A 12838-nucleotide genomic window follows, 5' to 3' on the forward strand; every position below is an offset into this window, starting at 1 on the left:
GATTATCAAGAAAAGAAAAAGGGAGTAATAATTTTAAGAAATGGGCTAAAAGAGTAGCAAAATTGCATGAAAAAATAACAAACGCTAAAAATGATTTTCTACATAAATTATCAAGAAAACTTATTGATGAAAACCAAGTCATAATAGTAGAAAATCTAAACATTAAAGGCTTAATCAAAAACAAAAAACTCTCAAAACATATTCATCAGGCAAGTTGGTATAAGTTTATCAATATGCTTGAATACAAAGCAAAATTTTATGGAAGAGAATTAATCAAAGTAGATACGTTTTATCCGTCAAGCAAATTGTGCAGTGTTTGCGGATATAAAAACAAAGAATTAAAATTATCCGATAGAACTTGGATTTGTCCTGTTTGTAAAACAAAGCACAATAGAGATTACAATGCTGCACTGAACTTACTAAAAGAAGGGTTAAAACAAGTAGGGCTGGAGCAGTCCGATTTAATGCCTGTGGAGGTAGCTCTGGCGGGGGCTGTTTATACAGACTAGTCATCTACATGTAAAGCAGGAAGCTCCGCTCTTTAGGGCGGGGTAGTTCACGAAGTAGCGGATACGGTATAAACAATCCTTTTTCCATAAAACATAAAAACCAAGTATCTCTTTGGGATGTTAATTTGGACGATTATGAAACGGTTTTTATTCAAGGAGCAAATCCTCTTATAAGTTTTCCAAACAGAAATGAGTGGCTTAAACTAAAAGAAAAAACCACGGTGGTTTTTGGAAAATATATGGACGAAACGGCAAAAATTGCCCAGCTTTTTATCCCTACTAAGGATTTTTACGAAAAAAAAGATGTAAGGGGAAGTTATTTTCATGAATTTGTATTAGTAAATAAAAAAGCGTTAAATTCTAAAAAAGAAAAAATCAGCGAATATGAGTTGAGTAGATATTTGATGGGTGAGTTTTATTTTAAAGAAATAAAAAAAGAAGATGAGTATATAAAAGATATACTTCAGGCGGATTTGGAAAAAATAGACGATGAAATATATCGTAAAAGGATGTTTGACATTCCTCCTTATATAAACGGTTTTTTTACGGATAACGGAAGGTTTAAATTTTTAATCGAAAAATTTAATTATACAAAAAAGCCCTTTGAGATAGTTACCGCTAAGGAGTTTAAAGCCCTTAATTCACAATTTAAAAGGGATAAAAAAGTATATGTAAATCCAAATAGTAATTTTATTATGTTAAATTGGTTGAAACAAAATATAGAAAAAAACAAAATAGTATTTAGCGGTGAAATTCCGAAAAATATTATTTTTGCAAAAGGAGGGTATGTTATTAACAAGTTTATAAAGTGTAAAGGAGAAGACGCGTATTATGAAATTTTCTAAAAACTCCAAATGTCCGTGCGGAAGCGGAAAAAAATATAAAGAGTGTTGTTATAAATGGCATAAAATTTCTAAAGCCCCAAATGCGTTGCTGCTTATGAAAAGCAGATACTCTGCATATGCTCTTGGGAATGCGGATTATATTATTAAAACAACCCATCCAGACTCTCCTCATTATGAAAAAGATATCAAAGCATGGAAAAATTCAATTAAAAACTTTTCTGAATCTGAGTTTAAAAAACTTGAAATAGTAGAATATAAAAATGAAAAGAAAAGAGCTTTTGTTAAATTTAAAGCTTATATTGACGATTTTGTTATGGAAGAAGAAAGTCTTTTTGTAAAAGAAGATAAATGGTATTATATTAAAGGGGTGTAAAGTTTTTTAAAAGGATGCTCAATGAAGATTAACAGATTTCCTAAAATGGCGGCACTTCAAAAATTCCGGGCTTTAAAACTGGGGTATGAAGAACCTTTAGCTGAAGCTATAGGAATAGCGGAAGCCACAAAGTATGCTATATTTAAAAATATTTCTCATAAAAAAAGGGTATTACAAGAAAAAGAAGAAGTTTTTAAGCGTTATGAAGGTAAAAAAGAACTTGATGAAAAAACATTTGAAATATTTAAGCTTCAGGCACTTGAAGGGCTTCCTTATGTGGGTGGAAAAATATATACCAGTGATGATTATAAAAAAGCCGTTTTTTTGAGGTTTGGAGAAGAAATAGGCAAAAAGATAGAAAAATGGGCTAAAAATATCATTAAAAATTGTGATGAAAAAGTGTTAAAAAGTGAGAATAAATTTTTTAACGAATGCTGGAAACCCCATAGGGACGAATTAAGTGAAATTTAAAGTTTGAATCTAAGTTTTATAGCTTTTGCAAGAGAGTTAATATCTACGTTTTCAAAATGTACTCCTGTAGGGACCCCCTGGGCTATTTGGGAGAATTCTAAGTTTAAATCTTTAAGTTTGTCTTCTAAATAAAGTACTCTGGCTTCGCTCTCTACTGAAGGAGGGAAAGCAAATATTACCTCTTTTATTTCCTTTTCTTTTATAAGGTTTCTTAACTTTTGTATATGTTCGTCATCAAGATGGTTTAATACGAAATAATAGCCATGATAACTGCCGCTTTCTTCGATTACCAATACGTCTTTTGGAGATTCCACAACGGCAACTGTTTTGTCTCTGTTCGGGTCGTCACATATCGAGCATATTTCGTGTTCGCTGAAATTTCCGCATATTTCACATGTTTTTACATTTGTTACTACTTCTTCTATGGCGTTTATCAGTTTTAATGCTTTAAATTTATCTTTTGCAAGACTTAAAGCAAGCCTTGTTGCCGATTTTTTACCTATACTCGGAAGTTCTTCAAAAGCTTCTATTAAATGTTGTATACTCTGAAGGTCTTTCATTTTTGTCCTATTTTAGATAAAATTTATTTAGATTAAAAATTTTAATCGAAATTATACCAAGAAAAAGGAGATTGATTATGTTTGACCCGTTTGACGAACATAAAACCCCTAAAGACAAGTTTTTTGAAATTATGTATCATGCAAATAAAAATTTAGTTATAGAAGAGCTTGAAGATGTTTTTAAACGGTTGGCGGCACTTGAAATTTTAGCAGAAGATTGTTATGGTGATGAAGTTGACCAAAAAATAAACGAAGTTGTTTTTAACCGCTCAAGTGAACTTGAAGAGGTGGAAAACGATTTTTATATTCATACGATGTCTAATATTTTGACGAAAAATGAGTAAATTTTTTTTGCTTTTTTTTCCTCTTTTTGTATATGCGACTCTTATAAGACTGCCTTATACTTTTGAACTTAAAAAAGATGAAATTATTAAATTCGATATTTTATATGACGGGCATATTTATCCTTTTGAAATGAGATGGACTCTTTTTATAAACGATATACTCGTTGTTTTATATAAATATAACTCCTTTCCAAGACAGGTAATGCTTTATAAAGACCCTCCTTTAAATGATTTTAAAGTGGATATAGCTAAATATCCGGAATTTTATCCTTATTTATTTGTTACTTTTAAGGATTTTAATGATAAAATAGCGAAATTTGAAATATATTTGTTTAACGACAGAGGAGTTAAAATCGATTTTAAAGGTAAAAAATGAAATATTTTGAAATTTTAGACGAAATGTTTTGGGAGTTTGAAGAGTATCGGGATATAAACAAGGGCAAGGGAATCAGAGGGAAATTGATTACCATAATAAACCCAAAAGCCCAAAAACTGGCTGCAGTTGTTGAAGCTATTCATTTGGCCAGTCTTTTACATGACGACGTTATCGACGAAGCAGATATAAGAAGGGGAGTTCGTTCAATCAATGCAAAATACGGTGAACATACTGCCGTTATGCTTGGTGATATCGTTTATTCAAGGGCTTTTTACGAACTTATAGACTTTGGGAGTGAAATTGCCAAAATAGTTTCAAATGCCGTTTATCTACTTTCCAAAGGAGAGCTTGAAGACGTAAAACTGAGCCGTTTTATAAATTTAGACAAAGAAAAATATATGGGTATGATTTACAAAAAAACGGCATCTTTAATAGAAGCTGCATGCGGTGCCGCAGCCGTTTTAGCCGGTTTGGAAAAAGAACCTTTTATGAATTACGGTAAAAATATAGGAATAGCCTTTCAGATAATCGATGATTTGCTTGACGTTACCCAGGATGAAGAAACTCTTGGAAAACCGGCTATGCATGATTTTTTTGAAGGGAAAACGACTCTTCCTTTTATATATCTTTTCGAACAGGCCTCTGAAGACGAAAAGGAAAAGCTAAAATCCCTTTATAAAAAAAAGCTGCAAGAAAGCGAAATTTTATGGATAAGAAAACTGATGGAAAAGTACGGAATTATAAAAAAATGTTATAACGAAGCAAAAGAGCTTGTCGATAAAGCTAAAGAAGAAATAAAAAAATTTAATATGCCTCAGTTGGAGATAATAGCCCAAAAAGTTGTTGAAAGAGAGTTTTAAATAACTTCTCTTAAAACTTTTTCATATGCCCTTAAAATGTTTGAATCGGGATATTTATTTAGGACGCAGGTTTTATAAAAGGCCATATTTTCTATAATGTCGCTTTTGGGAATATATGTTTTAAAATATTGATGGGATGGAAGTTTTGATATAAGGGAGATGATTTTTTTATGAGTCGGTTTGTTTTCTACGCCGTTAAGAAGAATTTTCATGTTTTTGTAACCTTTTGATATTAAATCGTTGTATGTTTTAAGAGCCAGAATATTGGGGGTAACGGGTACTATGGTAACGTCTGAATTTTTAAGGGCTTCTTTTGTGTGTTTATTTAAACCTGCGGGAGTATCTATAAAAACTATGTCGTAGTCTTTAAAAAAATCTTTTTTTTGAAATTTGGGGCTTACGAATATGTCGATATTTTTATCTCTGACAGAAAAAAAATTTTTTGCTTTTTCAACCGTATCGAAAAAAAAATTTACAGCTTTTTGTCTGTCAAGGTCGTAAATAAGCACTTTTTTTGTGTTTGCCGCAATACAGGCCAGATTTACGCAGGTTGATGTTTTTCCCACGCCCCCTTTTATATTGGAGATAGAAATAACCATTATATAAGCCTTTTTTAGTATAATATCAAAAAACGCACCGGAGTGCCAAATGGAAAAAATCAATATAAACGAACTGTATAATCCCGAATATATATTACTCGGTAATAAAAAAATACGCTTAAATGATTTGATTAACGAATATATCGAGCTTAAGAGAGTAAATAAAAAGGCAATAAGAAAATATCTTGAAGAGCAGGAGCTAAAACCTTATCAGGCTGAGCTTATAAAGATGCAAAAATATCTTGAAGATACTCAAAAAAGAATGATAGTGCTTTTTGAAGGGCGTGACGCCGCCGGGAAAGGTGGGACTATCAGAAGAATTGTAAGGTATATGAACGAAAAACACTATAGAGTCGTGGCTCTTGGAAAGCCAAGCGACGTTCAAAAAACACAGTGGTATTTTCAACGTTACGTAGAGCAGTTTCCAAGAGGAGGAGAGGTTGTTTTATTTGACAGAAGCTGGTACAACAGAGCGATGGTAGAGCCTGTTTTTGGATTTTGTACCCCGGAAGAATATAGGATTTTTATGATAGAGTGTCCGATGTTTGAAAAATCTATAGTTATGGAAGGTACTATTTTAGTGAAGATTTATCTCTCTATTTCAAAAGAGGTTCAGGCAAAAAGATTTGAAAAAAGAAGAAAAGACCCGCTAAGACAATGGAAACTCAGTGAAATAGACCTTCAGGCTCAGGATAAATGGGATGAATTTACGGAAATGAAATATAAAATGCTAAAAGCCACCCATACCCATTATGCTCCATGGACGGTTATAAGAAGCGATAATAAACATTTAGCAAGGCTTAATGCTATGAAGGTTATTTTAAATGCGGTTGATTATCCGGATAAAAATCCCGACCTTGATTATAAGCCCGATGAAGGGATTGTGGTTAGTGGAGCAAGAGAGATTGAAATCATGGAAGCGGACAGAAAAAGAAGCGGAAAGTTTGTAAGTTAGATTATTATGTTAAGGAGAATAAAATGAACTATAATGAAGCAAAAGAAAAATTTGAAAAACTTTTTAAAAACGACATGAGCGAAGTTGAAGCTAAAAATTTTTTGGTGGAGCTTTATGAAAAAGGTGAAACTCCGGCAGAAATAGCGGCTGCCGCGGATGTTATGAGGGCTCATAGTATAAAACTTCCGGTAAGTGAGGAATTAAGGGACAAATTAATTGATATAGTAGGCACGGGAGGTGACAAATCAAATAGTTTTAATATATCTTCAACTACCGCTCTTTTACTCTCAAGCGGTGGAAGTTTTGTAGCAAAGCACGGAAACCGTTCAATCACAAGTAAAAGCGGAAGTGCTGATATGCTTGAAGCTCTTGGTATTAATCTGAACCTGACTCCCGAAAATCAGGTAAAAATGCTTGAAGAGACCGGATTTACTTTTATTTTTGCTATCAATCACCATCCTGCCATGAAACATATTATGCCTATTCGTAAATCTCTAAATCACAGAACTATTTTTAATATTTTAGGGCCACTTACAAATCCGGCCGGTGCTAAAAAATATCTTTTGGGAGTCTTTTCACCGGATTTTGTTGAACCTATTGCCAGTGCGCTTAGTCTTATGGATATAAAAAGTGCGATGGTGGTAAGCTCACTTGACGGGATGGATGAAATCAGCATTTCAGCTCCTACAAAGGCTATTTATTATGACGGTATGAGAATGAGAGATATGGAGATTAGACCAGATGCGTATGGTATGGTTGGAAGTAAGGAAGATTTGGTAGGAGGAGATGCTAAAGAAAACGCAAAAATTACAAGAGGAATTTTAAGCGGAGAGATTAAAGGCGCAAAAAGAGATGCGGTATTACTAAACGCTGCGGCGGCACTGTTTGTTGATGAAAAAGTTGCTTCAATTAAAGAAGGAATAGAGATGGCAAAAGAGCTTATCGACAGCGGCAAAGCTGTAAAACATCTTGAAAAAATTATAGAAGTTTCACAAAAATTAGGAAAATAATGGCTATAAGAGAAATAGAAGCCAATAATAAAAAATTTGATATTAGTTATGAAATAATTAATTCTGATAGGGAAAAAAATATCATTTTTTTACATGGATGGGGCAGTAACAAGGAAGTTATGAAAGTTTTTGCCCCTTATTTTAGGAATTACAAACAGATATATATCGATATGCCGGGATTTGGCAAAAGTCCGAATTCTTATGTTTTGACTACACAAGATTACGCAAAAATTATTGATGAGTTTTTAAAAGCGCTTAATATTTCGAAAGATATAGTAGTAGGACACAGTTTCGGAGGTAAAGTGGCTACTCTTTTAAAACCGAAACTTTTAGTGCTTTTGGCAAGTGCCGGAATTGTAATGCCTAAACCTTTTAAAGTAAAAGCAAAAATAAAACTATTTAAAATATTAAAAAAATTAGGACTTAGCAGGTTTAGAGAGTTTTTTGTAAGTGATGATGTAAAAGGGATGAGTGAAAATATGTATGAAACATTTAAAAACGTTGTAGATGAGGATTTTAGTGAAGTTTTTAAAAATTATAAGGGTGATGTGTTGATTTTTGGAGGGGATAGAGATACTGCGGTGCCTCCGGAAGCCGTAAAAAAACAGGGAGAATTATTTAAGAATAAAATTATTATGTTAAACGGTAATCATTACTTTTTTTTAGAAGAAAATAACCGAAAAACAATTCAAAAAGAAATAGAAAAATTATTAAATTTTAAAAATTAAAAAAAGATTTTATTAAAAAGGTTAATAAATTAAAAGTGGAGAATTTGAAAAGTAAATTCAATTATTGTTAAAAATCATATTAAGGATACGAATGAAATACATACTCTCTTTTACTACGATGTCTTTAAATGTATATGAAACTCAGGAAGTTGCAAAATTATTTTTAAAACATCAAAGCTGGGATGAAGTTAGAAAAATTATAATTGATGAAAACTATTTGCAAAAAAGTGCAATGTCCACTCTCAAAAGACAGTTTATAGAAATAAGAAAAAGAATAAACAATTTAACCGAAGAAGAATTAGAATATTTAGCACAAAACGATTATGAGGCAAAATACGTTGTAATGCTAAGTGCGTTTAAAACTTATAAAATGATTTATGATTTTGCAGTGGAAGTCATGATGGAAAAGTATTTTAAAGGGGATATGAAAATATTAGAGAGTGATTTTGAAGTTTTTTTTGAGAGTAAAAAATTGGCTTATGAAAATTTAAACACCGTTACTGATTCTACAAAATACAAACTAAGACAAGTTATGTTTAAAATGTTTGAAGAAGCGGAACTTATAACTTCTACAAAAGAGAAAATCATCAAAAAACCTTTACTTTCAAGAAATTTGTGTAAAATTATAAAAAATGACGATGAGAACTATTTAAAGGCATTTTTACTATCAAAGGATGAAATTGAAAGAATTTGAGCATTTATATATAAACCTCACGAATAAAAAGTTTTTGAATAACGAGGCATTGGGTGGAGAAGTTCCTTTTTATATTTTCCCTTATAAAATTGAAGAGCAAAACAGAATTTATCAAGAAAAAGAAAAGTTAAAAAAAAGACTTCAACGACAAGGAATTTCAGTATATGAGATTAACCTGTTTGATTTATCTGTTGCAATGCTAAAAGAAAGAAATGTTTTAAAAAAACTTATAGAATCCGAACCTAAACTAGCTAAAAAAAGACTTATGGATATGTTAAAAATGATGCTTGACCCTGAGAATAAGATGACTAAAAAAATAGAAGAGCTGGTTAAAGAAAATTATTCGGATATTGTTTTTCTTACAGGTGTCGGAGAGGTTTATCCGTTTATTCGTTCTCACATTATTTTAAATAATTTACAAAACAAAATAAAAGACAGACCTCTTGTTATGTTTTATCCGGGAGTTTATACGAAAGAGCTGTCGTTATTCGGAAGGTTAAAAGAAGAAAATTACTACCGTGCGTTTAATTTGAATAAGTTATATTTATAAGGAGAAAGGATGATAAAAAATCTTTTTAAAAAAGATATCAATAGAAATATCGAGGGGGTTATTAAGGCTGACAATTTAAGCGAAGATGCGGTTTTTCAAGAAGTTGACGAATATGTAATAACAAAAGAGATTCACAAAAGACTTGATGAGTTTTTTAGCGAATACTCGTTTGCCTTGGGGCAGCCTACACAAAATATCGGATGTTGGATATCGGGGCATTTTGGAAGCGGTAAATCACACCTTTTAAAAATTCTCTCATACATACTTTCAAGCGATGAAAAATATGACAAACTAATCAAAGAGCTGTTTTTAACCAAAATTGACGACAGTGATTTTGAGCTGAAATCAAATATCGAAAAAGCTCTAAATTCGCCCAGTGAAACGATTTTATTTAATATAGAACAAAAAGCCGAAGTTACAAATACTGAAAGTGATACGATTTTAGAAGTTTTTGTAAAAGTATTTAACGAATACAGAGGTTATTATCCTAAAATCGGATATATTGCAAAGTTTGAGAGAGATTTGGATAAAAGAGGTAAATTTGAAGAATTTAAAGAAACGTTTAAAAAAATAAGCGGTGAGAGTTGGGAAAACGGCAGGGAAATGCTCTTTTTGGAAATTGACAATGTTGCAAAAGCATTAAGCGAAGTTGATAATATAAGCTTTGAGAGTGCAAAAGAGGTAATAGATAAATACGAAAAAACCTATTCAATTTCCGTAGAAGAATTTGCCGAGGAAGTAAAAGAATATATTCAAAATAAACCAAAAGATTTCAGACTTATTTTTTGTGTGGATGAGATAGGTCAGTTTATAGGTGATAATACGCGCCTTATGCTTAATCTTCAAACTATAGTAGAATCTTTGGCAATTGAATGCAAAGGTCAGGCTTGGGTAATCGTTACAAGTCAGTCGGCGGTTAAAGAGCTTGTAGATTCAAACATAAAAATGGAAAACGACTTTTCTAAAATTTTAGGAAGATTTAAGATAAAACTAAACCTTACAAGCCAAAACGCCAACGAAGTAATTCAAAAAAGACTGCTTGAAAAAAAAGACGAAGTTAAAGATGATTTGGTAAATATCTATAAAAAAGTGGAAAACTCTCTTAAATCTATTTTAAAATTTGAAGGTAAAACCAGGGATTATAAAAGCTATAAAAACGAAGAAGATTTTATTAAATGGTATCCGTTTATTCCTTATCAGCTTGATTTGTTTCAGTCTGTTATAAGAAGCTTGTCCGAACATAATTTTTTCCAAGGAAGACACCAGTCAACCGGTGAGAGAAGTATGCTTGGTGTTGTTCAATACATTGCAAAACAAATTGCAAATAGAGAAATCGGAAAAATAGTAACTTTTGATATGTTTTTTGACGGTATATCTTCAATAATCAGAGCCGATTTTCAGACGGAAATTAACAAAGCCGAAGATTTGCTGGATGAATTTGAATTAAGAGTTTTGAAAGTTTTGTTTTTGATTAAATACGTCAAAGAATTTGAAGCGAATCTAAATAATATTGCGGTATTATTAGTTGATGATGCACATGTGGATTTTTATGAATTAAAAGAAAAAATAAAAAAAGCGCTTGATGTTTTAATCAAGGATACTTATATTCAAAGAGTCGGCGATGTTTATGAGTATCTCACAAACCTTGAAAAAGATATTCAAACGGAAATCAACTCTTTTGAAATAGATAAAAGCGATATTACTTCAAAACTATCTTCTTGGATTTATGACAATATTATAAAAGTCAAAAAAGTCAGATTCCGAAGTGTTGATTATGATTTTGGTAAAAAACTGAACTCTCAAATCGTAAAAGGAAAAGAAGGTGAGCTTAATTTGAATATAATCACCAAAGAAGACAGTAACATTTCACATCTCTCCCTTAGCAGCGATGATTTGATTTTTTATATGCCGCTTAGCTATTCAATAGAAAAAGAGATAGAGCAGTTCATAAAAACCGAAAAATACATTCCTCAAAAAAACTCTTCTGTGCTTACTTCAGAAGAGAGGGCGATTTTAGCAACAAAAGAACAGGAAAACTTCAAAAGAAGAGACAATATTTTAAATCATTTAAATGATATCGTGGCGGATTCGAAAGTATATTTTAACGCTGAAGCGCTTCAGATAGAAACAAAAGATATCAAAAAGAAATTAGAAGACGGTTTTGCCCAGGTTATATCAAAAATTTATCCGTATTTAAGCGGACTGAATAAAGACTATAAAGAAGAAGATATAAAAATCATTCTCTCAAACAGCTCCGATTTGTTTAAAGAAGAAGCACTTTCAGCCCTAGAAAACGAAATCTTAAACAAAATCAAACGCTCAAAAACAATTACTTTAAAAGAATTAATTGATACATTTTCAAAAAGACCTTACGGACTTTACAGAAATGCGATTTTGGCAATTGTTGCAAGTTTGAAAGTTAAAAATTTAATTGATATCAAACAAAACTCAACCCCGCTTAGCAACAATGAGTTAAAGTCCCTCCTTCTAAATACAAGAAGTTATGAGAGTTTGATTATTAGTGTTAAAAAGGAGATAGATAACAGTAAACTAAAAAAAGTAAAAGAGCTTTTAAATGAATTTTTAAATATTGAATCTCAAAATGTAAGTGATATTTATAAAGAATTTTTAAACGGAATCGATTCGCTTATAATAACTCTTCAAAGAAGCAACAATTATCCGTTTAAAGAAAAAGCCGAAGAAATTATAAACTTTTTAAAAGAGCTTAAAAAAACGGATTTTGATGACTTTATAGAAGTCATAGAATCAAAAGAAGATGATATTTTGGATTTTGCAGAAGAGATAGGTTATATTTTAGAGTTTCTAAACGGAGAAAAAAGCAAAATTTATGAAAAAATCAAAGATTACATAAAAACCAATCAATCAAATCTTAAATACGCAAAAGAGTTTGATTTGTCACTGCTGAATGACAAAAATATACACAGAGGCAATAAAATCCAAAAATTAAATCAGATTTTTAAAGAATTAACCGCAGAAATTGAAGAGGTTATTAATAACGAAAAAGAAAAAGCCCTCTTAAAAATAGATGAATTGATTGATAAGATTCAAAAATTACCTGAATTTGAAAAAGTTGAAGTTGGAAAAAGAAACGAAATAATAGGACCTATTTTACGCATTAAAGATAGAATCTCCGCTTCTTCGAATATTGATGAAATCAAACAGCTCTCAAGCAAAGAGGAAGAAGAAAAAATATGGCAATTTGTTTATGAAAAAATAGCTGAACTTACAAAAGAAGAGGTAAAAATAGAAAACTTTGAAAACTTCCTACCAAAAGGTAAAATAATAGAAAAAGAAGAAGATGTTGATGAACTTATAAACGAACTGAGAAACAAACTGTTAGAGAAAATACATAGCAATACAAAAATCATCATATAAGGCAACAAATGGATAAATCAAAACTAAAACGATTTGCTATAAATGCGAGGGAAAAACTTTTAAATATTGTAGAAAATAAAATCAAATACCTAATCTCAGACGAATACAAACAGAACTTAGCCCTTTTTCATAAAAATGAAGAAAAAATAACCAAAATAAAAGAGCAATATGAAAACAACCCGGATTTTGTTGAAGAAGTTGCATATATGTGGTTTAACAGGTTTATTGCTATCAGGTTTATGGAATTAAACGGCTTGACTGAGTGCAAAATACTTGACGGTGAAATCCCTGAGATTTTAACCCTTGCTAAAGGTGGAGAACTTCCTGAAAATTATCAAAAATATCTAAACAAAGAATTTTATGATTTGATAGACGGTAAAATTGCCGTGCGTGACACTGAAAACGAAGCTTACAAAATGCTTTTTTTGGCCGTATGCAATTATTACAACGATATAATGCCTTATATGTTTGAAGCCATTGATGATTATACCGAGCTTTTGATGCCGGATAACCTGCTGTCTCTCTCTTCAATCAGGGGTGATATTGTAGAGGCAATTGACGAGGCAAA

General features: G+C 31.3%; 14 protein-coding genes and 2 pseudogenes. 14 read left to right on the top strand and 2 right to left on the bottom strand.

Annotated elements, in window-relative coordinates; all coding sequences use genetic code 11:
- The 4 genes from ACXJH6_RS03705 to ACXJH6_RS03720 all read left to right on the top strand — a co-directional run.
- Positions 1-509, top strand: a 509-nt coding sequence (locus ACXJH6_RS03705; RefSeq protein WP_456470424.1) for an RNA-guided endonuclease TnpB family protein, incomplete at its 5' end; no start/stop codon positions are given.
- A 125-nt stretch (positions 510-634) separates the two neighbouring features.
- Positions 635-1354, top strand: a complete 720-nt coding sequence (locus ACXJH6_RS03710; protein WP_456470425.1) for a molybdopterin-dependent oxidoreductase — start codon at positions 635-637, stop codon at positions 1352-1354.
- Entirely contained in the window at positions 1341-1727 is a 387-nt protein-coding gene (locus ACXJH6_RS03715) for a YchJ family protein (protein ID WP_456470426.1), read from the top strand. Before ACXJH6_RS03710 ends, ACXJH6_RS03715 begins: the two co-directional genes overlap by 14 nt.
- A gap of 21 nt (positions 1728-1748) precedes the next feature.
- On the top strand, positions 1749-2198 hold the full coding sequence (locus ACXJH6_RS03720) for a hypothetical protein (RefSeq protein ID WP_456470427.1): 450 nt from the start codon (positions 1749-1751) through the stop codon (positions 2196-2198).
- On the opposite strand, the gene recR is transcribed toward ACXJH6_RS03720, so the two are convergent.
- On the bottom strand, positions 2195-2758 hold the full coding sequence (gene recR, locus ACXJH6_RS03725; RefSeq protein WP_456470428.1) for a recombination mediator RecR: 564 nt from the start codon (positions 2756-2758) through the stop codon (positions 2195-2197). The genes ACXJH6_RS03720 and recR overlap by 4 nt on opposite strands.
- A 77-nt stretch (positions 2759-2835) precedes the next feature.
- Here recR and ACXJH6_RS03730 point away from each other — a divergent pair, with 77 nt between their 5' ends.
- Genes ACXJH6_RS03730 through ACXJH6_RS03740 form a run of 3 tightly spaced genes read left to right on the top strand, consistent with a single transcriptional unit; the run spans position 2836 to position 4338 of the window.
- On the top strand, positions 2836-3102 hold the full coding sequence (locus ACXJH6_RS03730) for a DUF2018 family protein (protein ID WP_456470429.1): 267 nt from the start codon (positions 2836-2838) through the stop codon (positions 3100-3102).
- Positions 3095-3478 (top strand): hypothetical protein, encoded by a 384-nt coding sequence (locus tag ACXJH6_RS03735; protein WP_456470430.1) that lies wholly within the window; start codon positions 3095-3097, stop codon positions 3476-3478. The genes ACXJH6_RS03730 and ACXJH6_RS03735 overlap by 8 nt, the downstream gene beginning before the upstream one ends.
- Positions 3475-4338, top strand: a complete 864-nt coding sequence (locus ACXJH6_RS03740; RefSeq protein WP_456470431.1) for a polyprenyl synthetase family protein — start codon at positions 3475-3477, stop codon at positions 4336-4338. Before ACXJH6_RS03735 ends, ACXJH6_RS03740 begins: the two co-directional genes overlap by 4 nt.
- Here ACXJH6_RS03740 and ACXJH6_RS03745 read toward each other — a convergent pair.
- The gene (locus ACXJH6_RS03745; protein ID WP_456470432.1) at positions 4335-4937 is read right to left on the bottom strand and encodes a ParA family protein; all 603 of its coding nucleotides are present in this window, start codon (positions 4935-4937) and stop codon (positions 4335-4337) included. The genes ACXJH6_RS03740 and ACXJH6_RS03745 overlap by 4 nt on opposite strands.
- A gap of 49 nt (positions 4938-4986) precedes the next feature.
- On the opposite strand from ACXJH6_RS03745, the gene ppk2 reads away from it, so the two are divergent.
- The 7 genes and pseudogenes from ppk2 to ACXJH6_RS03780 form a co-directional block, all read left to right on the top strand.
- Positions 4987-5892: a polyphosphate kinase 2 gene (gene ppk2, locus ACXJH6_RS03750; RefSeq protein ID WP_456470433.1), complete on the top strand. Its 906-nt coding sequence runs from the start codon at positions 4987-4989 to the stop codon at positions 5890-5892.
- An 8-nt stretch (positions 5893-5900) separates the two neighbouring features.
- Positions 5901-6902, top strand: a pseudogene (gene trpD, locus ACXJH6_RS03755) (anthranilate phosphoribosyltransferase); the annotation flags it as partial.
- Positions 6902-7630, top strand: coding sequence for an EstV family lipase (gene estV, locus ACXJH6_RS03760; RefSeq protein ID WP_456470434.1), 729 nt, complete (start codon positions 6902-6904; stop codon positions 7628-7630). The pseudogene trpD and the gene estV, both read left to right, overlap by 1 nt.
- A 91-nt stretch (positions 7631-7721) precedes the next feature.
- Positions 7722-8324: a DUF1819 family protein gene (locus tag ACXJH6_RS03765; RefSeq protein ID WP_456470435.1), complete on the top strand. Its 603-nt coding sequence runs from the start codon at positions 7722-7724 to the stop codon at positions 8322-8324.
- Positions 8311-8874 (top strand): DUF1788 domain-containing protein, encoded by a 564-nt coding sequence (locus ACXJH6_RS03770; RefSeq protein ID WP_456470436.1) that lies wholly within the window; start codon positions 8311-8313, stop codon positions 8872-8874. Before ACXJH6_RS03765 ends, ACXJH6_RS03770 begins: the two co-directional genes overlap by 14 nt.
- Positions 8875-8883: 9 nt before the next feature.
- Positions 8884-12270 carry a BREX system P-loop protein BrxC gene (gene brxC / locus ACXJH6_RS03775; protein WP_456470437.1) on the top strand — a complete coding sequence of 1129 codons (3387 nt, stop codon included), beginning with the start codon at positions 8884-8886 and terminating at the stop codon, positions 12268-12270.
- Between the two features lie 8 nt (positions 12271-12278).
- Positions 12279-12838: pseudogene (locus tag ACXJH6_RS03780) on the top strand (BREX-1 system adenine-specific DNA-methyltransferase PglX); the annotation flags it as partial.

Source organism: Caminibacter sp. (genome assembly GCF_053999135.1).

What these genes read in the sequence shown, in the direction of transcription:
- ppk2 (WP_456470433.1), top strand. Translation starts at nt 4,987, where the DNA reads ATGGAAAAAATCAATATAAACGAACTGTATAATCCCGAATATATATTA.
- brxC (WP_456470437.1), top strand. Translation starts at nt 8,884, where the DNA reads ATGATAAAAAATCTTTTTAAAAAAGATATCAATAGAAATATCGAGGGG.
- ACXJH6_RS03740 (WP_456470431.1), top strand. Translation starts at nt 3,475, where the DNA reads ATGAAATATTTTGAAATTTTAGACGAAATGTTTTGGGAGTTTGAAGAG.
- ACXJH6_RS03715 (WP_456470426.1), top strand. Translation starts at nt 1,341, where the DNA reads ATGAAATTTTCTAAAAACTCCAAATGTCCGTGCGGAAGCGGAAAAAAA.
- ACXJH6_RS03735 (WP_456470430.1), top strand. Translation starts at nt 3,095, where the DNA reads ATGAGTAAATTTTTTTTGCTTTTTTTTCCTCTTTTTGTATATGCGACT.
- ACXJH6_RS03745 (WP_456470432.1), bottom strand. Translation starts at nt 4,937, where the DNA reads ATGGTTATTTCTATCTCCAATATAAAAGGGGGCGTGGGAAAAACATCA.
- ACXJH6_RS03765 (WP_456470435.1), top strand. Translation starts at nt 7,722, where the DNA reads ATGAAATACATACTCTCTTTTACTACGATGTCTTTAAATGTATATGAA.
- recR (WP_456470428.1), bottom strand. Translation starts at nt 2,758, where the DNA reads ATGAAAGACCTTCAGAGTATACAACATTTAATAGAAGCTTTTGAAGAA.
- ACXJH6_RS03720 (WP_456470427.1), top strand. Translation starts at nt 1,749, where the DNA reads ATGAAGATTAACAGATTTCCTAAAATGGCGGCACTTCAAAAATTCCGG.
- ACXJH6_RS03730 (WP_456470429.1), top strand. Translation starts at nt 2,836, where the DNA reads ATGTTTGACCCGTTTGACGAACATAAAACCCCTAAAGACAAGTTTTTT.
- estV (WP_456470434.1), top strand. Translation starts at nt 6,902, where the DNA reads ATGGCTATAAGAGAAATAGAAGCCAATAATAAAAAATTTGATATTAGT.